At 67.9% G+C, this 20,692-nt stretch carries 23 protein-coding genes; 11 read left to right on the top strand and 12 right to left on the bottom strand.

Annotated features, from left to right (window positions below; all coding sequences use genetic code 11):
• The first annotated feature begins 9 nt into the window (after positions 1-9).
• Positions 10-417, top strand: coding sequence for a hypothetical protein (locus tag ASE31_RS17325; protein WP_057203065.1), 408 nt, complete (start codon positions 10-12; stop codon positions 415-417).
• Complete coding sequence (locus ASE31_RS17320) at positions 414-1,034, top strand: NUDIX domain-containing protein (protein WP_082604215.1); 621 nt, start codon at positions 414-416, stop codon at positions 1,032-1,034. The genes ASE31_RS17325 and ASE31_RS17320 overlap by 4 nt, the downstream gene beginning before the upstream one ends.
• A gap of 9 nt (positions 1,035-1,043) precedes the next feature.
• On the opposite strand, the gene ASE31_RS17315 is transcribed toward ASE31_RS17320, so the two are convergent.
• Positions 1,044-1,535 (bottom strand): EVE domain-containing protein, encoded by a 492-nt coding sequence (locus ASE31_RS17315; protein ID WP_057203063.1) that lies wholly within the window; start codon positions 1,533-1,535, stop codon positions 1,044-1,046.
• Between the two features lie 88 nt (positions 1,536-1,623).
• On the opposite strand from ASE31_RS17315, the gene ASE31_RS17310 reads away from it, so the two are divergent.
• The gene (locus tag ASE31_RS17310; RefSeq protein WP_057203062.1) at positions 1,624-3,429 is read left to right on the top strand and encodes a DUF3592 domain-containing protein; all 1,806 of its coding nucleotides are present in this window, start codon (positions 1,624-1,626) and stop codon (positions 3,427-3,429) included.
• A gap of 10 nt (positions 3,430-3,439) precedes the next feature.
• On the opposite strand, the gene alkB is transcribed toward ASE31_RS17310, so the two are convergent.
• The 7 genes from alkB to ASE31_RS17275 form a co-directional block, all read right to left on the bottom strand.
• Positions 3,440-4,111, bottom strand: a complete 672-nt coding sequence (alkB, locus tag ASE31_RS17305) for a DNA oxidative demethylase AlkB (protein ID WP_057203061.1) — start codon at positions 4,109-4,111, stop codon at positions 3,440-3,442.
• On the bottom strand, positions 4,108-4,842 hold the full coding sequence (locus tag ASE31_RS17300) for a 2OG-Fe(II) oxygenase (RefSeq protein ID WP_057203060.1): 735 nt from the start codon (positions 4,840-4,842) through the stop codon (positions 4,108-4,110). The genes alkB and ASE31_RS17300 overlap by 4 nt, the downstream gene beginning before the upstream one ends.
• Complete coding sequence (gene ada / locus ASE31_RS17295; RefSeq protein ID WP_057203261.1) at positions 4,839-5,966, bottom strand: bifunctional DNA-binding transcriptional regulator/O6-methylguanine-DNA methyltransferase Ada; 1,128 nt, start codon at positions 5,964-5,966, stop codon at positions 4,839-4,841. The genes ASE31_RS17300 and ada overlap by 4 nt, the downstream gene beginning before the upstream one ends.
• A gap of 150 nt (positions 5,967-6,116) precedes the next feature.
• Complete coding sequence (locus ASE31_RS17290; RefSeq protein WP_057203059.1) at positions 6,117-8,939, bottom strand: DEAD/DEAH box helicase; 2,823 nt, start codon at positions 8,937-8,939, stop codon at positions 6,117-6,119.
• 41 nt (positions 8,940-8,980) lie between these two features.
• Positions 8,981-9,853: a helix-turn-helix domain-containing protein gene (locus ASE31_RS17285; protein ID WP_057203058.1), complete on the bottom strand. Its 873-nt coding sequence runs from the start codon at positions 9,851-9,853 to the stop codon at positions 8,981-8,983.
• Between the two features lie 12 nt (positions 9,854-9,865).
• Positions 9,866-10,222, bottom strand: coding sequence for a nuclear transport factor 2 family protein (locus ASE31_RS17280; RefSeq protein ID WP_057203057.1), 357 nt, complete (start codon positions 10,220-10,222; stop codon positions 9,866-9,868).
• Between the two features lie 84 nt (positions 10,223-10,306).
• Entirely contained in the window at positions 10,307-11,209 is a 903-nt protein-coding gene (locus ASE31_RS17275; protein WP_057203056.1) for a DMT family transporter, read from the bottom strand.
• A gap of 131 nt (positions 11,210-11,340) precedes the next feature.
• Here ASE31_RS17275 and ASE31_RS17270 point away from each other — a divergent pair, with 131 nt between their 5' ends.
• Positions 11,341-11,784, top strand: coding sequence for an Lrp/AsnC family transcriptional regulator (locus ASE31_RS17270; protein WP_057203055.1), 444 nt, complete (start codon positions 11,341-11,343; stop codon positions 11,782-11,784).
• A 3-nt stretch (positions 11,785-11,787) separates the two neighbouring features.
• Here the strand turns inward: ASE31_RS17270 and ASE31_RS17265 are convergent, their stop codons facing one another.
• The gene (locus tag ASE31_RS17265) at positions 11,788-12,648 is read right to left on the bottom strand and encodes a helix-turn-helix transcriptional regulator (RefSeq protein ID WP_200961125.1); all 861 of its coding nucleotides are present in this window, start codon (positions 12,646-12,648) and stop codon (positions 11,788-11,790) included.
• 109 nt (positions 12,649-12,757) lie between these two features.
• Here ASE31_RS17265 and ASE31_RS17260 point away from each other — a divergent pair, with 109 nt between their 5' ends.
• From ASE31_RS17260 to ASE31_RS17250, 3 genes are read left to right on the top strand one after another with little or no spacing between them, the layout of a single operon-like run.
• Positions 12,758-13,234, top strand: a complete 477-nt coding sequence (locus tag ASE31_RS17260) for a DUF3237 domain-containing protein (RefSeq protein WP_057203054.1) — start codon at positions 12,758-12,760, stop codon at positions 13,232-13,234.
• 54 nt (positions 13,235-13,288) lie between these two features.
• Positions 13,289-14,293, top strand: coding sequence for a tripartite tricarboxylate transporter substrate binding protein (locus tag ASE31_RS17255; RefSeq protein WP_157412538.1), 1,005 nt, complete (start codon positions 13,289-13,291; stop codon positions 14,291-14,293).
• Between the two features lie 45 nt (positions 14,294-14,338).
• Positions 14,339-16,021, top strand: coding sequence for a tannase/feruloyl esterase family alpha/beta hydrolase (locus ASE31_RS17250; protein WP_057203053.1), 1,683 nt, complete (start codon positions 14,339-14,341; stop codon positions 16,019-16,021).
• A gap of 173 nt (positions 16,022-16,194) precedes the next feature.
• Here the strand turns inward: ASE31_RS17250 and ASE31_RS17245 are convergent, their stop codons facing one another.
• Positions 16,195-16,692, bottom strand: a complete 498-nt coding sequence (locus ASE31_RS17245; protein WP_057203052.1) for a hypothetical protein — start codon at positions 16,690-16,692, stop codon at positions 16,195-16,197.
• A gap of 68 nt (positions 16,693-16,760) precedes the next feature.
• Positions 16,761-17,012 carry a GlsB/YeaQ/YmgE family stress response membrane protein gene (locus ASE31_RS17240; RefSeq protein WP_057203051.1) on the bottom strand — a complete coding sequence of 84 codons (252 nt, stop codon included), beginning with the start codon at positions 17,010-17,012 and terminating at the stop codon, positions 16,761-16,763.
• A gap of 229 nt (positions 17,013-17,241) precedes the next feature.
• Here ASE31_RS17240 and ASE31_RS17235 point away from each other — a divergent pair, with 229 nt between their 5' ends.
• On the top strand, positions 17,242-17,628 hold the full coding sequence (locus ASE31_RS17235; RefSeq protein WP_057203258.1) for a hypothetical protein: 387 nt from the start codon (positions 17,242-17,244) through the stop codon (positions 17,626-17,628).
• Between the two features lie 52 nt (positions 17,629-17,680).
• Here the strand turns inward: ASE31_RS17235 and ASE31_RS17230 are convergent, their stop codons facing one another.
• Positions 17,681-18,265 (bottom strand): C40 family peptidase, encoded by a 585-nt coding sequence (locus ASE31_RS17230; RefSeq protein ID WP_057203257.1) that lies wholly within the window; start codon positions 18,263-18,265, stop codon positions 17,681-17,683.
• Between the two features lie 135 nt (positions 18,266-18,400).
• Between ASE31_RS17230 and ASE31_RS17225 the strand changes: the two genes are divergently transcribed.
• The 3 genes from ASE31_RS17225 to ASE31_RS17215 all read left to right on the top strand — a co-directional run bounded on the left by ASE31_RS17225 (position 18,401) and on the right by ASE31_RS17215 (position 20,661).
• Entirely contained in the window at positions 18,401-19,567 is a 1,167-nt protein-coding gene (locus tag ASE31_RS17225) for a PQQ-dependent sugar dehydrogenase (RefSeq protein ID WP_369819465.1), read from the top strand.
• 64 nt (positions 19,568-19,631) lie between these two features.
• Positions 19,632-20,237 (top strand): isochorismatase family protein, encoded by a 606-nt coding sequence (locus tag ASE31_RS17220; protein WP_057203049.1) that lies wholly within the window; start codon positions 19,632-19,634, stop codon positions 20,235-20,237.
• A gap of 19 nt (positions 20,238-20,256) precedes the next feature.
• A complete protein-coding gene (locus tag ASE31_RS17215; protein WP_057203048.1) occupies positions 20,257-20,661 on the top strand; it encodes a hypothetical protein in 405 nt (134 codons plus the stop codon).
• The last annotated feature ends 31 nt before the right edge of the window (positions 20,662-20,692 follow it).

Here is a 20,692-nt window from a genome sequence, read left to right as displayed (position 1 = left end):
GAGAAACCCATGCCCGATCCCATGGCGGCTGACCGCCCCCTGCTTGTGCTCATCGCCGGCCCTTATCTCTCGGGCACCGATGGCGACCCCGTCCGCATCGCCGCCAACCGCGAGCGGCTGGAGGCCGCCGCCTTGCCCATCTACCAGCGCGGCCACCTGCCAATGCTGGGTGAATGGCTGGCGCTGCCCATCATCCACGCGGCCGGCGGCCGTGAGCAGGGCGATGCGGTGTTCCATGCCTACCAGTACCCGGTAGCCGAACGCTTGCTCACGCGCTGCGATGCGGTGCTGCGCCTGCCGGGCGCATCGCGCGGTGCCGATATAGACGTGGCACGGGCGCAGGCCCTGGGTTTGCCGGTCTACCACCATATCGACGAACTGCCGGTGCACCAGGCTGCAGAGGGGGTGGCGGCATGAAGCGGCCCCAGCCCATGCCACTGCCGGGCGATACGGACAATGTCCGATTGGTGGATGCCCAGCTGCTGTCGGACAGCTGGTACACCCTGCGCAAGATCAGCGTCGAGCTGCGCCGCCGCGGCGGCCAATGGCAGCGACTCAGCCGCGAGGCCTATGACCGGGGCAACGGCGCGGCCCTGCTGCTGTGGGACCCGCGCCGCAGCACGGTGGTCCTGACCCGGCAGTTCCGCCTGCCGGCCTTTCTGAATGGCTCGCCCGACGGCCAACTGATCGAGGCCTGCGCCGGCCTGCTCGATGGCGACGAGCCCGAGGCCTGCATCCGCCGCGAGGCCGAGGAGGAGACCGGCTACCGCATCCGCACACCGCGCAAAGTGTTCGAGGCGTACATGAGCCCGGGCTCGGTGACCGAGAAACTGCACTTCTTCGTGGCGGAGTACGAGCCCGGCGACCGCGTGCGCGCGGGCGGCGGCGTGGTGGAAGAGGGCGAAGACATCGAGGTCATCGAGATGCCCCTTGCCGAAGCCCTGGCCGCCATCGCCTCGGGGCGCATCCAGGATGGCAAGACCATCATGCTGCTGCAGCATGTGGCGCTGGTGCTGGCGAAAAGCAACGGCTGATGCCCGGTATCAGCCTTTGCCGTCGAGCAGCGCGACGATCCGGTTCCAGTGGGATTCATCCACCGGCGTGATGGACAGGCGGCTGCCTTTTTGCAGCACGCGCAGGTCGGCCAGTTCGGGGTGCTGGCGCAGTTCGGGCAGGCCCAGGAGGCGGGTCTTGCGCAGGGCCTGCACGTCCAGCAGCAGCCAGCGCGGCGCGTCGGGTGGCGACTTGGGATCGTGGTAGGGCGATGCGGGGTCGAACTGCGTGGGGTCGGCCCGCGTACCGGACGCCACGCGGGCGATACCGACGATGCCTGGCTCGGCGCAGCTCGAGTGGTAGAACAGCACGCCATCGCCCACCTGCATGCCATCGCGCATGAAGTTGCGTGCCTGGTAGTTGCGCACGCCGGTCCAGGGCACGGTGGCTTTGGGGGCGGCCAGGGCGTCGTCGATGGAGCATTCCTCGGGCTCGGATTTCATGAGCCAGTGGCGGGGGGTGGCGCTGGAGGGTGATGTCATGGCACCATTCTGGCAAAGAGCCCGTTCGACCGCAAAACATCCATGAGGGAAAGGCGCTGCCGCCCAGACTGGGGCAGCGATACCAGCGATGCCAGAGCCATCCGACACCCCCAAAAGCAATGGTAAAGGCAAGAGCAAGGGCCCCGGCACCTGGGTGCTGGCGCTGTTCGGGCTGCCCTTTGCGGCCGCGGGCCTGGGCCTGCTGCTGCTGAGCGTGCTGCCCACGCTGGTCGACTGGTCGACCATGCAGGGCTGGCAGCCGGTGCAGGCCACGCTGGCCTCGGCCGAGACGGTGGCCAGCCGCAGCAGCAAGTCCACCACCTACAGCGTGAAAGCCGAGTACCAGTACCGCGTGGCGGGGCAGGAGTACACCGGGCGCCGCGTGGCCATCGGCTCGGGCAGCGACAACGTGGGCGAGTTCCAGAAGGAACTGGGCGCCCGGCTGGAAGAGGCGCAGCGCAGCGGCACACCGGTGCAGGCCTGGGTGAACCCCGACAACCCTGCCGAAGCGGTGCTGGACAGGAGCCTGCGGCCTGGAATGCTGGCCTTCAAGCTGGTGTTTGCGCTGGTGTTTGGCGGGGCGGGCCTGGGCATCATGCTGTTCGCATGGCGCATGCGGTCCGTGCTGTCCAGCGAGGAAAGGGTGGCTGAGCGGACCTGGGAAGCACGCCCCTGGGAGTCCCGCGCGCAATGGAAGGACAACCGCATCCGGGCGCGCCGGCGCATCGGGCGGTGGGTGCTGTGGGTTCTGGCCCTGGTGTGGAACGGGGTAGCGCTCCCCATGGCCGCCATGGTGGTGCCGCGCACGCTGGAGCGCGGCGACCATCTGCTGGCGGGCACCTTGCTGCTGTTCCCGCTGGTAGGGCTGGCGCTGCTGGTCTGGGCACTGCGCAGCGCTCTGCATGCACGCCGCTATGGCGATGTACGGCTGGAACTCGACCCGTTTCCGGGCTCCATCGGTGGGCACTTCGGTGCCATTCTGGCGGTGCCTGTGGCCTACAGTTCGGGGCTGCGCTTTCTGGCCACCCTGCAGTGCGTGCAGCACACCCGCTCCCGCTCGGGCGGCAAGACCAGCTACGACAGCCGCACGCTGTGGCAGGTGCGCGGCCTGCCGCAGGTGGAGGCGCAGGGCGAGGGCGTGCGCCTGGCCTGGCGTTTCGACCTGCCGGCGCACCTGCCCGCATCGGAAGACCCTGGCAGCGAGTACCACCGCTGGGAGTTCGAGGTCAAGAGCGTGCCGGGCACCTCGGGCGACAACCTGGCACCGGGGTTCGGGTGCAGCTTCGACGTGCCGGTGTACCTCACGAACCAGAAATCCGTCTGGCTGCAGCACGATGCGGCGCAGCACCCGCAACTGGGCGAGGTGGCCAAGACGGACGAGGAGGACGTCTCCGATGTGGAGCAGGTGGCCGGCGGTGTGCGGCTGTACTTCCCCTATGGGCGGCGCTGGAAGCAGATGCTGGCGCTGCTCGTGTTCGGTGCCATCTTCGCGGGCGCGGGCACCCTGCTGTGGAGCAGCGATGCACCGTTGCTGTTCGGTGTGCTCTTTGGCGGCATCGGCTGGCTGGTGGTGCTGGGCGCCATCTATGGCATGGGCAACAGCCTCACGGTGCAGATGGACCGCCACGGCCTGCGGACTGAGCGGCGGCTGCTCGGCCTTGCAAGCTTCAAGAGCGCGGCTTCGGCGAGCGAGGTGGCGCGCCTGGAGATCCAGGAAAGCTATTCCACCACCACGGGCGGCAACAGGGAGACCTACTACCGCCTGCAGGCAGTGCTGGCCAGCGGCAAGGGCATCACCGTGGCCGACAGCCTGCGCGGCAGGGCGGCGGCGCAGCAACTGCTGTCCTCGCTGTGCCGCCAGACGGGCTACACGAAGGGATCGGCGCTGGATTGAGGGGCGAGCCTCACCCCGCCCTGCGGAAGGTCAGGTTGATCCGAAAGGCCCCCGTCAATGGGTGCACGGCCTCGGCCAGCGGCATCACGCCGTGGTAGCGCAGGCGCGCCGGGCCACCCCAGACCACCACGTCGCCATGGACCAGGGGAATGCGCTGCGGCTTGTCGGCCCGCGCATCGCCACCGAACAGGAACACGGCAGGGATGCCCAGTGACACCGAGACGATAGGGTGCTCGTGGCTCTTCTCGTCCTTGTCCTGGTGCAGCGACAGGCGCGTGCCGGGGGCGTAGCGGTTGATGAGGCAGGCGTCGGGCTCAAAACCGCCAAAGCCTGCGGTATCGGCTGCCTCGCGCGCCAGGGTCGCGAACACGGTGGGCAGGGGTGGCCAGGCGCGGCCGGTCAGCGGGTCGGCCCGGCCATAGCGGTAGCCGCTGCGGTCGGAGATCCAGCCCAGCGGGCCGCTGTTGGTCATGGCCACCGACATGCGCTGGCCGCCGGGCGTTTCGAGGTGGCGGAATGGGGCGTGGGCGGTGATCGCGCCCACGGCCTGCAGCAGAGAAGGCGCCACGCCGAGTGCAAAGCCGCGCAGCAGCGCCGCCCCGGGGGCCAGGGCTTCGCGGGTGCCGGCCTGCTGCGCCAGCAGCAAGGCCTCTTCGTCGTCGCTGAACAGGTTCAGGGTCATGTCGCGTCGTGGAAGATGATGCCGGCGGTGTGGCGCATGCCTGAGCGCAGGCGGCTCACCCCGTGGCGCATGTTCACCCGGTAAGGCCCGCGCGTGCCGTTGACCGGGCGGTGGTGTACCGCGAACACCACGGCATCGCCCTGGCGCAGGGGCACGACCTCGGCACGCGACTGCATGCGCGGGCGCTGCTCGGTGAGCACGAATTCGCCGCCCGTGAAGTCGCGGCCCGGCTCCGACAGCAGTATCGCCGCCTGCAGCGGAAACACATGTTCACCGTACAGGTCCTGGTGCAGGCAGTTGTAGTCGCCCGCCTCGTACTGCAGCAGCAAGGGCGTGGGGCGCACCTGGCCGGCCGCGTGGCAGCGGTCGATGAACTCGGCATGCGTGGCCGGGTAGCGGGTGGCGATGTCCATCACCGCATTCCAGTGGTTGGCCGTGGGGTACAGGTGCGGGTACAGCGCCTCGCGCAGCCCGGCCACCAGTGGCGTCAGCGGGTAGGCGAAGTACTGGTACTCGCCCTTGCCGAAGCCGTGGCGGGCCATCACCACGCGGCTGCGGAAGATGCCTTCTGTGGCATACAGGCTGGCCAGGGCTTGGCACTCGTATGGGCTGAGCAGAGCGGGCAGGATGGCCGCGCCCTCGGTGTTCAGGGTGTCCGTCACAACAGGCCAGTCGATGGCGCTGGCGCGGGCAGCCCAGTCGGTCGTCTGTTCGGGAAGCCGGGCGTTCATGCGGGCTGGCCCTCTGTTTGGCCATGCGTGGCCTGCCGCTGCTCACGCTCCAGCAGGGCCTGCTTGCGTTCCACGCCCCAGCGGTAGCCCGACAGGGCGCCATCGTTGCGCACCACCCGGTGGCAGGGGATGGCCACGGCCAGGGCATTGGCGGCGCAGGCCTGGGCCACGGCGCGTGCGGCGGTAGGGCTACCGATGCGCTGGGCAATGTCTGTATAGCTGGCCGTTGCGCCGGCGGGAATGGCCTGCAGCGCCTGCCATACACGCTGCTGGAAGGCCGTGCCCTGCACATCGAGTGGCAGGGCGAGGCCGAGGCCGGGGGCCTCGACAAAGGCCACCACCTGCGCCACCAGCGTGTCGAAGCTGCGGTCGTCGCCCACCAGGTGGGCCTGGGGGAAGCGGTCCTGCAGGTCCTGCGCCAGCAGCTGGGCATCGTCGCCCAGCAGGATGGCGCACACGCCGCGCGCGCTCTGCGCCACCAGGATGGCGCCCAGCGAACACTGCGCAATCGCAAAGCGGATGGTGACCTGATTGCCGCCCGCCTGGTAGCGCGTGGGCGTCATGCCCAGCACGCCATCGGCCTCTTCGTAGAAGCGGCTGGCGGTGTTGTAGCCCGCGTTGAAGATGGCATCGGTGACGCTTGCAACCGGTGCCACCAGTTCGCTGCGCACGCGCCGGGCGCGCTGGGCGGCGGCGTACGCCTTGGGCGTGAGGCCCGTCGCCTGCTTGAAGATGCGGTGGAAGTGGTGGGCGCTCATGCCCACGCGGCCGGCCAGTTCGTCCAGCGTGGGCGGCGTGTCGGCCGCCTCGATGATGCGGCAGGCCTCGATGACCAGGGCGGCATGGTGCGCCAAGGGCGACGCCTGGGTTGGCTTGCAGCGCTTGCAGGGGCGAAAGCCGGCCTGCTCGGCGTCAAGTGTGCTGGCATGGAAGCGCACGTTTTCGGGCAACGCCGGCCGTGCGGCGCAACTCGGGCGGCAGTAGACGCCGGTGGTCTGCACCGAGTAGTAGAACGTGCCGTCGGCCTTGGCGTCGCGCGTGCGCACCGCCGCCCAGCGCGGATCGGCCAGGGTGGCTGCTGCCTGGGCGGCCCTGGTGGCCCTGGAGAGGCGGGTTGGCGGCATGGTGCTGTCAGCGGTGGCGGTGGAATGCATGGGGTGGCCTCGCAAAGTGAATGGAGATGGCCTGACTGTAGAAACAGCCCGCGATCCATGCACCCCGAAGCTTGCTTTTGAATTCTGCACCCATGTCGCATGCCAGGGGTGGCCGTGGGGTCAGGGATCAGGCACAAAGGGCCGCGCCCTGCGCAGGCCCGTGCCACCCCAGCGCCGCGCATCCTCGCCCGGTATCGCCAGCGGGTTGTTCTGCGGCTCCGACAGCGGTGCCAGCAGGGCGTGCAGGTCGGCCTCGCTGAACTTCACGGCGCCCTCGGCATCGTGTCCCAGCACGCCCTGGGCCAGGGCGGCCTTGCGGGCCTGCAGCTCCAGCATGCGCTCTTCGATGCTGCCTTTCACCACCAGCTTGTAGACGAACACCGGCTGGTCCTGCCCGATGCGGTGGGCGCGGGCCGTGGCCTGCTCCTCCACGGCGGGGTTCCACCACGGGTCCATGTGGATCACGGTGTCGGCGGCCGTGAGGTTCAGGCCCACGCCACCGGCCTTGAGGCTCACCAGCAGGATGGGCGGGCTGGTCTCGTCCTGCGCCTGGAACTGCCGCACCACGGCGCCACGCTGGCGCGGCGGTGTTTCGCCCGTGAGGCTCAGGAACGGCAGCTCCAGCGTGTGCAGCTGCGCTGCCACCAGGTTGAGCATTTCGGTGAACTGCGAGAACACCAGCACGCGCCGGCCTTCGGCGACCAGGGCGGGCAGCATGTCGGCCAACAGTTCGAGTTTTGCACGCTCCATGCCGGCAGAGGTCTTGCTTCCTTTGACCAGGCGTGGGTCGCAGCACACCTGGCGCAGCTTGAGCAGGGCGTCGAGGATGGTGATCTGCGCGCCATCGAAGCTCTCGCGCTCCAGCACGCGGCGCACCTGCTTGTCGGCGGTGGCGCGCACGGCCTCGTACAGCTCGCGCTGCTTGCCCTGCAACTGCACGCGCTGGATGACCTCTGTGCGCGGGGGCAGCTCGGTGGCCACGTCCTGCTTGCGCCGGCGCAGGATGAAGGGGCGCACGCGCTGCGAGAGCAACTGCGCGCGCAAGGTCTCGCCGTTCTCCTCGATGGGCTTGCGCCAGCGCGCGTTGAAGCTGCGCACGTCGCCCAGGAAACCCGGCATGAGGAAGTCGAACTGCGCCCACAGCTCGCCCAGGTGGTTTTCCAGCGGCGTGCCGGTCAGGCACAGCAGGTGCGGGGCCTGCAGGCGGCGCAGGGCGCGCGCGCTGCGGCTGCCGGCGTTCTTGACCATCTGTGCTTCGTCCAGGATCAGGAGGTGAAAGGCTTGTGCTGCCAGCGCCTCCACGTCGCGCCAGAGCAGGGGGTAGGTGGTGAGCACCAGGTCGTGCTCGGCAATGTCGGTAAACAACTGGCCCCGCTCGGGCCCGTGCAGGGCCAGCAGGCGCAGGCCGGGCGCCATGCGCTGGGCCTCGGCCTGCCAGTTGAACAGCAGCGAGGTGGGCAGCACCACCAGGGCCGGGCGGGTGAGGCGGCCGGATTCCTTTTCCACCAGGATATGGGCCAGCGCCTGCGCGGTCTTGCCCAAGCCCATGTCGTCGGCCAGGATGCCGCCCAGGCCCTGCGCGCGCAGGTACTGCAGCCAGGCCAGGCCTTCGAGCTGGTAGGGGCGCAACTGCACCTGCAAGCCCTTGGGTGCGGCGACCGGCTCGGGCGTGCCGATGGCCTTCAGGCGCTTGGCCAATTGGGACAGGCCGATATCGCCCTGCAGCTGCCAGTCATTGGCGCCATCCACCCGGTGCACCTGCACCAGGCCGGCGCGCAGGGCTTCGAGCCGGCGCAATTCCCAGACGCCCAGGCGCAGCGGGTCGCCGTCACGGCGCTGCTTGCGCTCGGGGTCGGTGAGCAGGTCGACCATGGCGCCCACGATGGCCTTGAGCGGGCCGGCGGGCGCGTCGATGCGCCGCCCGCCGGGGGCGCGCAGCGAGATGATCTCCAGGTCATCGATGCGCGCCATGCGCCGCGCGATGAGCCAGCGCGCGTCGCGCTTGAGCAGGTCGGCCAGCATGGGCGCCAGGTCCAGCGTCTCACCGTCGATCTCAATGCCCAGGCTCAGCAGCCAGGCGCCTTCGCGCGCGGGCAGCTGCAGCTTTTGCACCGGGCGCTCGCGCGGGCCCACGGGGCCGGCCAGTTCCTTGCCCAGCACCTCGCCGGTGTCGGGGGCGATGATGAGCTTCCAGCGCTGCACGGGCACGCTCTCGTGCGCAAAGCCGGGTCGCACCACCACGCTCCAGCCCTTGGCCGAGAGGCGCGGCACCTGCTCGGCCCAGAAGTCGCCGAAGAAGGCCTCCTGCGCCAGTGTCCACAGCGGACCCAGGTTGGCCGCGGCATCGCGGTTGCGCCATTGCAGGGTGCGTGCGTCCAGGGGCTGCAGGCCCAGCTCCCAAACCAGGTCCATGGCGTCGGATTCGGCCGCCAGGTCGCGCTGCATGCGCACCAGGGGGCCACCGGTGTCGTACAGGTCCTGCAGCGGTGCAGGGCGCGAGTTGAGGATGGAGGTGGGAGCCGGTGCCTGCCAGGCAATGGTGGCCTGGGGCATGTCTTCGAGGCGGTACGTCCAGTCGATCTGCGCCAGCGTCACGCTGTCGCCGCGTGGGCCCATCTTGCCCTGGGGCTTGAGGCCCAGCAGCCCCTCGCCCCGGCCCAGGGTCATGAGCGTGATGCGCGGCTGGAAGTGGCCGGCGGCAATGCCGGGCGGCAGGGTGGGGCGCCTGGATGGGATCGCCTCGGTGCTGGCCTCCCCGTCTCCACGCATCAGCCCCATCACCCTGGCGGCCTCGGCGTCCGTCAACGGGGGCAGGGCCTTCAGGGCGGCGGCATCGGCCTGGCGGCGCAGGGCAGCCACCCAGGCAGCGACCACTGCCTGGCGGTCGAAGCGCGGCGGGAGGGGTTCTGCGGGGGAGGGAAAGGGGTCGCCGGAACGTGTCACTGGGCGGTGATTGTGCCCGCACTACCCGACACGATCGGGCACTATCCGACCACGGGCACAGCGTAATGCATGACGGAAGTTTCCGATCCGCCCTGGTAGCTGGGCCCGTAGATTTCCAGGTCCGCGCCGCCGCTGTGGCGGTGTTCGGCCCCCGACAGCCAGTTGGCGTAGATGTAGTTGACGGTATGGTTCACGTTTTCGGGCGCGCCCCGGTGCTCGAAGGTCGCGTAGCGGGCGGCCGGCACTTCAAAATGCACCATGCCCTCGGGCAAGTCGCCGGCTTGCGAGACCTCGATGGCGGCGTGGTACAGCAGCAGGTCCGAGGTGCTCGCGGTCTGGCTCACCACGCCATAGCAGACCCCGGGCACCCGGTGGGGGATTTCTGCCAGCCGGGGCATGAAGCGGGCCCACAGCGGGGGCAGCTTCTGGCCCAGGTTGTCCTTGTCGGAGTCTGCACCGTAGAAGTGGGTGGCCAGCCCCACCAGTTGCAGGGGCGCACGCTCGCGGATGTCCGGGGTGAGCGACAGGTTGCGGTCCAGCTGGCGCAGGTAGTCTTCGTCGAACTGGATCTTCTTCACGAAAAGGCTGCGCCTGCCGAATTTGCGGTACTGGTTGGGGGTGAGCTCGAAGCAGGCCTTGAACGCACGGGTAAAGCTCTCCTGCGTGTCGTAGCCGGCCGCCAGGGCAATGTCGAGGATGCCCAGGCGCGTATTGAGCAACTGGTCCAGCGCCTTGGCGAAGCGCCGCGAGCGGATGTAGGTCTTCAAGGTCTCATTGGTCAGGGCCTTGAAGATGCGCTGGAAGTGCCACTGGCTCAGCCCCGCCGCCTGGGCCACCTCCGACAGGGCAATGTCGGTATCGAGGTGCGCTTCGATGAAGTCGATGCCGCGCTGGATGCGGTGCAGGTAGAACATGCCGTACTAGATTCAGGGGGTGTCGTAGAAGCCCGTCATGGCCACCAGCTTACCCTGGCCGTTGTACTGGCCAAAGCTCACGCCTTCCCCCATCACTGCGCCGCTGCCGTCGTGCATCTTCCACTGGGCCATGCAGACGTTGTGGTGGCTGGCGAAACGCTCGGTCACGAAATAGGCACCGGGCAACTGCTGGTGAAAGCCCTGCATGGTCTGCGCCAGCGCCTCCCAGCCTGAGGCCACGCCCAGCGGGTCGGTGTAGGTGCAGTGTTCGTCAAGGCTGGCGGCGAACAGGGCCTGCTTTTCAGCGGGTGTGGGGGCCTTCCATGAGGCGACGTAGGTTTCCCAGGTGGTTTGCAGTGCGTTGTCCATGTGAGCTCCTTGAAGTGAAATAGGAGCTGCGATGGTGCCCACGGCCGCACGCTGGTTTTGATATTTTGTGCTTTTGCCACCGATCTACTTCGCGACCTGCGCAGCTGGCTCTTGCGTCGCCCGCGGCCGACTGCCCTGCAGATTCATGGCCGCTGCGGCCAGCAAAATGGCGGCCGCGCCCAGCCACTGGGCGGGCTGCAACCGGTGGCCGAAGGCGATGAAATCTACCGCAATCGCCACCACCGGGTAGATGAAGGACAGCGCGCCCTGCAGGTAGGTGGGCAGCTTTTGCACCGCGCCGTAGAGCAGGATGTACATCAGCCCGGTATGCACCACGCCCACGGTGACCAGCAGCAGCCAGGTGCGCGCATCCTGGGGCAGGGTGCCAAAATTGGCGAAGGGCGCGAGCATGAGCACGCCCACGCAGACCTGCACCAGCGCGATCAGGTGCGGCGGTGTGCCCGTGAGCCGCTTGGCGATCACCGAGGCCACGGCCCAGAAGAAGGCCGCGCCCAGCGCCATGGCAATGCCCAGTGCATAGTTGCTGCCCGCATCGCCGGCACCCGGGCGCGCCTGCACGATGAGCAGCATGCCGCCAAAGGCCAGGGCCAGCCAGCCGAGCTTGGGCAGGGTAACGCGTTCGCCAAACAGCAGGGCCCCAAAGGCCACCAGCATGAAGGGCTGGGTGTTGTAGACCGCCGTGGCAATCGAGATGGAGGCATGCGAGTAGGCGCCGAACAGCAGCAGCCAGTTGGTGACGATGGCCACGCCGCCGAGCGCGGCCCAGGCCGCCTGGCGCCAGCTGAGCACGCCGCGCAGAATGCCCATCGCCGCGCAGACCAGCGCCAGCGTGGCCGCGCCGAAGGCGCAGCGCCAGAACACCACGTCGAGCGCGGCCTGCCCCGATTGCACGACAAACCAGCCGATCGTGCCTGAAATGGCCATGGCGCCGCTCATTTCCAGCGTGCCCTGCGTCTTCTTGTCCATCACCGTTCCACCTTGTAGTCAGATGCACCGAGTGTAGAAAAATGGCAGTGCCGAGTGAATGGTTGAAAGAAGGCTGATTTTCAGATAGTCCTCATAATCGAAGGCATGGCTCGAAATTGGAGTAATTTTCCATGGACCTGGTCGATCAATCCATTCTGTCTGTGCTGCACGCGGACTCGCGCACCTCGCTCAAGCTGCTGGCCGAGCGCGTGGGCCTTTCGGCACCGAGCGTGTCCGAGCGGCTGCGCCGGCTGGAGGAGCGCGGGGTGATCCGCGCCTTCACCCTCGACATCGAGCCGCGCGCGCTGGGTTACCAGTTGCAGGCCATCGTGCGCATCAAGCCGCTGCCGGGGCAACTGGCGGCGGTGGAGGCGCTGATACGCGATACACCCGAGTTCTGCGAATGCGACAAGGTGACGGGCGACGACTGTTTCATCGCCCGGGTCTACGTGCGCTCCATCGAGCAGCTCGACGGCGTGCTCGACCGCATCGCCGACAAGGCCCAGACCAGCACCGCCATCGTCAAGGCGCAGACCATCCGGCGCCGGCCGCCGCCCTGGAATTTCGGCGGCTGAACGCTACCGCCCCAGCACTTTCGCAAACAGCTCGTTGCGAAAGTGAATGCCCAGGCGGGCAAAGGCGCGGTTGCGGTAGGTCTTGACGGTGGGCACGCCCAGGCCCAGGTCGGCGGCGATGCCCTCGTGCGTCATGCCCTGCAGCACGCGCGCGCAGACGTCGAGTTCGCGGTCTGTCAGGTCATGCTGCAGGCGCAGCAGCCGCTCGCGCAGCGCCGGCAGGCCCTGGGGCAGGGCGACCAGGGCAGGGAGCACGGCATGGTCCGTGTCTTCCTCCTGCACCAGCGGCACCATGGCCTGCGGGCGCGCCAGCGCGATGTGCTTGCGGGCCAGGGCCAGCAGTACGGGCGCCACACTCTCGAAGCCGCTGATCTGGCCATCGCGAAACGGCGGCTGGTGCAGGTGGCGGTAGAAATTGACCGCGAACACCGAGCCGTCGCTCTCATAGTCGACCACCGAGACGCGCTCGGCCACGCCATGCGCTTCGTAGACGCGGGCGCGGTGCTCACCCTCGACCTCGGTGGCCGTCACATGGCACAGCCGCGTCAGCGGTTCGGCGGGGGCGTCCTCGAACGAGCGGCCCCAGGTGCGGTCGCGGCGGTAGGGCCCTGACAGGTACGCCCACCAGCAGTCCTGCGTGGTGTCGGGCACGCCCCGGCTGGCCGACATGAACAGGGTGGGCTTGCAGCGCTGGCCCGTGCGGTACACCGACCAGGAGGCCGCAGGCAGCACCGGCGCCAGGTCGTCGAGCAGGCCGGATGCAAAACCGGGCTCGCCCAGGCGCTGCACCATGCCGGCCAGGGCCTGGCCGCTGGAGGGTTGCCTGCCCGATGCGGGCGCCACAGGGGGAAGCCATTGCCTCATGGGGTGGGGGAGATCCGTGTCATAGCGCTGTCATCCTCAGGGATGACAGGCGGTGGGCACAACCGGATTTACGCTAGGTTCATAACCAATTTTGCCGCCAACACCGCCCATGTCCGACCTGCCCCCCCTGCCCGAACCCCGCCTGAAATTCTTTGCCGACCTGCGCGTGCAGGTGGGTGTGCCGCAGGAGGTGGGACAGACCGCCCATGGCCTGCGGCGGTTGATCCCCATCACCGGTGGCACGGCCACGGGCGATGGCTGGACGGCCCGCGTGCTCCCGGGCGGCGCGGACTTTCAGCTCATCGTCAATGACCGCCTGTCCGAGCTCGATGCGCGCTATGTGCTCGAAACCGATGGCGGCGATTTCATCTACGTGCAGAACCGGGCCGTGCGCTCGGGCCCGCCCGAGCTGATCGCCCGCCTGGTGCGTGGCGAGCCGGTGGACCCGGGGCAGATCTATTTCCGCTGCAGCCCGAGTTTCGAGACCGCCTCGCCCACGCTGGCCTGGATTGCCGAGCGCATGTTCGTGGGCTCGGGCGCGCGCTACCCGGATGCGGTGGCGATGCGCTTCTTCGAACTGGCCTGAGCTTTCCATTTTTTCTTCCCCGACTTTCCCTCACAAGAACCACTGGAGACAAGCATGATGAACACCTCTTTCAAACCCGTGCGGCGCGCCTTGCTGGCTGCGGCCGTTGCAGCAGGCCTGGCCGCACCGTGGGCCGGCGCTCAGGCGCAGCCCGCTGCCTACCCGAACAAGCCGGTACGCATCATCGTCGGCTTTCCGGCCGGTACGGGGCCGGACATCGTGGCGCGCCTGCTGGCGCAAAAGCTCTCCGAGGGCTGGGGCAACATGGGGGTCATCGTGGACAACAAGCCGGGCGCCGGTGGCCTGATCGCCGCCAGCGAAGCGGCCCGTGCAGCACCCGATGGCTACACGCTGATGCTGGGCGAAACCGGCCAGCTGAGCATCGCGCCCAGCAGCTACAGCAAGCTGCCGTACTCGCCGCAAAAGGATTTCGTGGCGGTGAGCCAGGTGGTCACCTCGGACTTCGTGCTGCTGGTCAACCCGCAGAAGGTGCCCGCGCGCAACGTCCGGGATTTCTTGGAGTGGACCAAGCAGCAAAAGGGCCTGTTCCTGGCCACCTTCGGCGCGGGCACGCCGGGGCATTTTGGCGCTTTCATGTTCGGTGACGCGGTGCAGCTCAAGCCCGAGCCCGTGCACTACAAGAACACGGCCGACGCGCTGGGCGGCCTGTTCAGCGGTGACGTACAGGGTGTGTTCGCCAGCGTGGGCCTGGCCGCCCCCAATGTGAAGGCCGGCAAGCTCGCGGCCCTGGGCAGCACCGGCGCCACGCGCACCAACGCGCTGCCCGACGTGCCCACCATCAAGGAGCAGGGCTACGCCAACCTGGAGTTCTCGTCCTGGTTCGGCATCGTGGCGCCCGCCAAGACCCCGCCCGAGATCGTGGCCAAGTTGAGCGCCGACATCGTCAAGGCAGTGCAGTCGCCCGAAGGCAAGGCCAAGATGGAAGAGGCCGGCTTTCGTGTGACGGGTACGGGGTCGCCGGAGTTCACCAAGATCATCGCGGCCGACACGGTCACCTGGGGCAAGGCCGTGGCCGCCACGGGCTTCAAGGCGGATTGAGGAACGCAGGCAAGAGAAACCAACACACAACAGGAGACAAACCCCATGCCTTCCCTTCCATCCCGGGCGCTGATCCCTCGCCGCGCTGCATTGCCCGCGGCCGTGCTGCTGCCCATCGCGCTGGCCGCCTGCGGCGGCAGCAATGACGGGCCCATGTGGCCCCCGGCCAATGGCGCCTATTCGGCCGCCTGTACCGGCCTGGTGGCCAGTGCCAAGCTGGCGGGCACCACGCTGGCCACCAGCTATGTGGCGCCCGACAGCAAACGCCCCGGCGGAGCCGCCACCGGCGCCTTTCTGCCCGGCCATTGCGTGGTCACGGGCAGCATCAATCCGCGCGTCGGCGTGGATGGCAAGAACTACGCCATCGGCTTCCAACTGAGCCTGCCGGACAACTGGAATGGCCGTTTCCTGTTCGTGGGGGGCGGCGGCAACGATGGCGTTCTGCGCGATACCTCGCTGAGCTCCAGCATCTCGGGCGGCACGCCCTCGCCGCTGGGGCAGGGCTTCGCGGTGGTGTCCACCGACGGCGGCCACATCGGCACCACCGCCAGCTTCGGCGCCGACCCGCAGGCGCGCATCGACCATGCGTACAACTCCTACGACAAGACGGCTGTATCGGCCAAGTCGCTGATCGCCACGCACTATGGCCGCAAGCCCGACCGCTCGTATTTTTCGGGCTGCTCGGGCGGGGGGCGCCAGGGGATGGTGTTCTCGCAGCGCTTTCCGGAGTATTTCGACGCCATCACAGCCGGCGCGCCGGCGATGCGCGTATCCAGCGGCGCCACGGTGGCGGCGATGTGGAACACCGTTGCCTTCAACGCCATAGCCCCGCAGGACGCTTCGGGCAACCGCATCCTGTCGCAGGCCTTCAGCAACGCAGACCTGAACCTGGTGGCCAATGCGGTCAAGTCGTCTTGCGACGCCGCCGACGGTGTGGCCGACGGCATGGTGAACAACACCAAGGCCTGCCAGTTCAACCCGGCCGTGTTGCAGTGCAGCGGCGCCAAGGGGGCGGATTGCCTCTCGGCGGGGCAGGTGGACGCGCTCGCCAAGGTCTTCACCGGGCCGCGCAACTCGGCCGGCCAGGCGCTGTACGCCGGCCAGCCATGGGATCCGGGCCTGGCGGCCCCCGGCTGGCGCGCCTGGACGCTGGGCAGCTCGACCACCGCCACGCCGGACGCGCGCTACATCACGCTGATGGTGGACGCGCTGATCAACGAGTTTTTCACCCCGCCGGACCTCAGCTTCAACCCGCTGGCCTTCAACTTCGACACCGACCCGGCGCGCATGGCCGCCTACTCGGCGATCTATGACACCTATGCCGACGACAAGCTTACGGCCTTCCGCCAGCGCGGCGGCAAGCTGCTGCTGATCCACGGCATGTCCGACCCCATCTTCTCGGCCAAGGACACGGTGGACTATTACGAGCGGCTGGCGGCCAACAACGGCGGCATGGCCAGCACCCAGGGCTTTGCGCGGACCTTCCTGGTGCCGGGCATGAACCACTGCTCGGGCGGCCCGGCCACGGACAGCTTCGACTCGATACAGACCATGGTGGACTGGGTGGAAAAGGGCGTGGCGCCCGACACGATCGCGGCCCGGGCGCTGCCCACGCAGGCGGACTACCCGAACCGCACGCGGCCACTGTGCCCCTATCCCCAATTCGCCAAGTACAAGGGGACGGGCAGTGTGGAGGATGCGGGCAGTTTCGTCTGCTCGGAGCAATAGCCGCAGATCTACTCGACAGCCATAGCACTGCGCACAAGTCATCAACCCATGCAACTGGCGTGACTCAGGCCAGTGCCCCCGCGCAAGGGCCGCCCCGCCGCACAAGCGGCGCTTCGCTTGCGTGCGCTGGGGGCGTCCCCCTCGGGGGAAGGCGCGCAGCGACTCAGGGGGGCTTATTTCCTGGGGGCGGGCAGTTGCAGTTGGGCTTCCTTGGCCACACGCACGCAGTCCTGCATGTGCTGCTCGCCCAGGTAGCGCAGCGTGGCGTAGCCGATGGCCGCCGAAACGGCCTGGCCGGCCAGCGGCACGTACTTGGCCAGCTGCTTGGTGGTCAGGCGCAGCCCCACGGTCTGCGTGGCGCGTATCACCAGTTCACGGGTGATGAGCTTGCCGATCAGCACCGAGCCAACCAGGCCCACGGCCTTTTGCACCTTCTCGCGCTTTTCGGGGTCGAGCTGGTCGAGTTGCTGGGCCGACAGGCCGAACTCCGAGCTGATCTGCGGCAGCAGGCGCGAGAGCAGGGCGGCGTCCACCGCCCAGTCCAGGCCCGGCACGGGCACGGTGCTGGCAGCGGCCGCCACCAGCGCGCGCCGGTGTAGCAGGCGCCGGCTGCGCTGCACGGCAGCGGCCAGGTCGGGGTCGTCAGCGGCCATGGTCTGGGCAGTGGGCATCGGTCAGGTCCTGAAAAAGTGCTCGCTCTGATCTGGGGCCGCCGCGGCCCAGGGCAAGAGGCCAGCGCTCAGCTCTTGCCCTTGATCAGGCTGTAGATGAACAGCAGCACCATGGCGCCTACGATGGACGCGATCCAGCCGGCTGCGTCGCCTTGCTGGTACCAGCCCATGGCCACGCCCACATAGCTGGCCAGGAAGGAGCCCGCCACGCCGAGCAGGGCCGTCATGATCCAGCCCATGGAGTCGTTTCCGGGTTTGATGGCGCGCGCGATGAAGCCCACGACCAGTCCAATCAACAGCGTTCCTATCAGTGAGAACATGGTTTGTCGCTTTGTATGCAGGTGAAAGAATGGCCCGACTGTAGCTGCACCACGGATGCCCGTCTGTCGGACGGGATGCCTTGGCCCGCGTTGGTGCCACATTGTTCACAATGCCGGGGCGCCATGTAGGACTTGTCTCACAGGCTGGCGCGCGTAGCGCTGATGACGGCCGGGACAGCAAGTGCCTAAAGTCATGGACATGCCCAGCACCGCCAGAAAGAGGCCCGCCATGCGTCCATTGACCCCTCCCATTTCTCCCACGTCCTTCATGGTTGCCATCGCGCTGGTGGTCGGGGTGTTTTCTGCCTCCCCAACCGCTGCGCACGCCCAGGGCGATGAGGCATCGCTGCAGCGCGGCGCCGTGGCCGACATCACCCCGCAGCAGCGCTACAACACGGCCATCCGCGAGGCGGGTGGCGGAATGAAGGTCGCCCTGGAAGAATGCCGCACCCTGGCCGCTGCCGAGCGGCGCCCGTGCGAGGCGCAGGCCCGGGCACGCTACCAAGCGGACATGGCGGCCGCCAAGGAGTTCCTGCGCAACCCGAATGCACGGCCGGTGAACGTGATAGGCGGCCACATTCGCGGCACGGAATCCACCTATGTGGTCAAGCCATGACCCAAAGCAAAAGCGCGCCGAGGCGCGCTTTTTTCGTGGTCACTGACGCGGTTTACTTTGCGGCAGGTGCGCTGGTTTCGACCGCGCTGGCTTCGGGAGTGACGCGGCGCGCCCCATCGAAGCGACGCTGCCAATACGAAATACGCATGTCTTCGACCCGGATTTCCGATCCACTGCGAGGAGAGTGAATGAATTTGCCATCACCCACGTAAATGCCTACATGGCTGAACGCACGGCGCATGGTGTTGAAGAACACCAGATCGCCGGGCTGCAGTTCCTTCTTGTCGATCACCGTGGTGGTGGCGGCCTGCTGGTCTGCGCGGCGGGGAAGCAAAAGGCCCACCGTCTGCTCGTACATGGCGCGCACGAAACCGCTGCAATCAAAGCCAGTCTCGGCACTGTTGCCGCCACGCTTGTAGCGGACGCCCAGGAAGCCCATGGCATTGCCCACCAGATCGGACGCCTTGTCCGCCACCGTGTGGGCCTTGTCGGCCACGGTGTGCTGCATGTCCTTGAGCTGGGACAGGAGCCCCTTGTCCATCAGTATTCGCTCCATGTCATCCGCTTGACCGGTGGATGGTGCAGCCTGTGCGCTGACAGCGCAAGCCATGAGGAGGGTGCAAAACCATTTGGACATGGGGGCGAAGGGTACCACGCTAAATTGCCCGTTTTGTGAGGGAAGTCACGTATGCCTGCATGTGTGTGCTGGACTTGCCTTCTCCGTTCCCTTATGCCAGTGGGTTGCATGGAACCCAGGGCCACCAAGGTTGACATGTATCTGACATCGAAATGCCGCATTTCTGCGCGCGCCGTGGGGTTTCTTGCTCTTTTTTGCGTAGCATCCGCAGGCGTGGGGACCGTCCATGCCCAGGCGACCTCCGCGCCCGTCAAGGCTGTCACCTTGGCGTCAGTCGCCACCGGTCTGGTGAACCCGTGGGCCGTGGCGTTTCTGCCTGAAGGCCGCTTTCTGGTCACCGAACGGCCTGGCCGTATGCGGGTGGTGGAGGCCAATGGCCAGCTCGGCCCGGCGCTGGCGGGCCTGCCGAGCATTGCCGCAGGAGGGCAGGGAGGCCTGCTCGACGTGGTGACCGACACCGACTTTGCGAAGAACCGCCGCATTTTCTTCTGCTATTCGGAGCCCGGCGCCGCGGGCACCTCGGACAACAGCACGGCGCTGGCACGTGCCACCCTGGCCCCGGACAACCGCTCGCTGCAGGACATGAAGGTCATCTTCAGCCAGAAGCCCAAGGTAGCGAGCAACCTGCACTTTGGCTGCCGCATCGTGCAGGCGGGTGACGGCAAGCTGTTTTTGACCCTGGGCGAGCGTTACCACCGCAAGGACGACGCGCAAAAGCTCGACAACCACCACGGCAAGATCGTGCGCATCACGCCCGATGGTGCGGTGCCGGCCGACAACCCGTTTCGCGAGCGCGCAGGCGCCTTGCCCGAGATCTGGAGCTACGGCCACCGCAATGCCCAGGGTGCCACGCTGGCGCCGGACGGCAAGCTGTGGATGCACGAGCATGGCCCCCAGGGGGGTGACGAGATCAACCTGCCCCAGCCGGGTCGCAACTATGGATGGCCGGTGATCACCTATGGCGAGAACTACGGCGGTGGCAAGGTGGGCGAGGGCACGGCCAAGGCGGGCATGGAGCAGCCGGTGCACTACTGGGTGCCGTCCATAGCGCCCTCGGGCATGGCCTTCCTGACCAGTGACCGCTATGGCGCCGCCTGGCGCGGCAGCCTGTTCGTGGGCTCGCTCAAGTTCGGCACGCTGCACCGGCTCGAAGTGGCGGGCGGCAAAGTGCAGCGCGAGGAGAAGCTGCTGCAGGGCAACAACGAGCGCATCCGCGATGTGCGCCAGGGGCCCGATGGCTGGCTCTACCTGCTGACCGACAGCCCGCAGGGGCGCCTGCTGCGGCTGGCACCGGCGCCCTGAAGCTCCGCTCAGGGTCCTGGGGCTGCGACAATGGGGCATTCCCATTGAATTGCCGGTACACGCCATGCTGCTCGACGCCTCCGAATCCCAACTCGTCCTGGTGGATTACCAGGAACGCCTGATGCCCGCCATTGCCGAAGGCGCCGCCGTGCTGGCCAATGCCCGCCGCCTTGCGCAGATCGCGCAGCTGCTGGAGGTGCCGGTCTGGGGTACCGAGCAGAACCCCTCGCGCCTGGGACCCAATGACCCGGCGCTGCGCGCGCTGTGCGCCAAGACCCTGGCCAAGATGCACTTCAGCGCCGCCGAAGAAGGCCTGGGCGAATGGCTGCGCCCCCCCGCCAAGGCCCAGCAGGGCGGCAATGCACGCAGCCTGCCCAAGCACCTGCAAAAGCCTGCCCAGCAGGCACCCGAGCGCGGCACCATCGTCATCGCCGGCTGCGAGGCCCATGTCTGCCTGCTGCAGACCGCGTTGGACCTGATCGAGGACGAGTTCGAGGTCTGGGTCGTGACCGACGCCTGCGGCTCGCGCACCGACCGCAACCGCGACGCCGCCTTCGACCGCCTGGCCGGCGCGGGCGCCGAACTGGTGACCACCGAGATGGTGGCTTTCGAATGGGTGGGAACTTGCGAGCACCCTGACTTCAAGGACGTGCTGGCGCTGATCAAGTAAGCGAGGCGCTGGCAGGCACATGTTCACCTTTGGCCGCGCCCATGAGGTCCAGCATGCGGTGCGTTTCGTCGGGTCCCCTGAAAAAGCAGTCCTGCTGGTGGCGGTGATCGAAGCTGTCCATGACCTGCTGGAAGGGCATGACTCCGAGGTGGTGGTGCTGGGTTGCCTGCGCACCGCCTTGGTCGAGGGCCAGTCGGGGACCTGGGAGTCTGCCGGCGGCTGGTTGCGCAAGCTGGGCACCGACTATCCCGCCACACAGGCCTTGTGGACCGAGCTTGCCGCGCATCGCAGCGCGACGGTACGCTTTCGCGTGGCTTGCCATGTGGAGGATCTTGCGGAGCCTCAGCGGTCCGAAATCTCGCGCCTGCTGCTCCAGGACCCCAGCAAGCGGGTGCGCGAGCGCTTGGAAGGGAAGACGCCCTGAAGATCGGCGGGTCTGTGCGTCAGCTTGCAGC

Origin of the sequence: Acidovorax sp. Root217, assembly GCF_001428645.1 — a bacterium.
Classification (GTDB): domain Bacteria; phylum Pseudomonadota; class Gammaproteobacteria; order Burkholderiales; family Burkholderiaceae_C; genus Acidovorax.
This window is presented reverse-complemented; position numbering and strand designations above follow the sequence as displayed.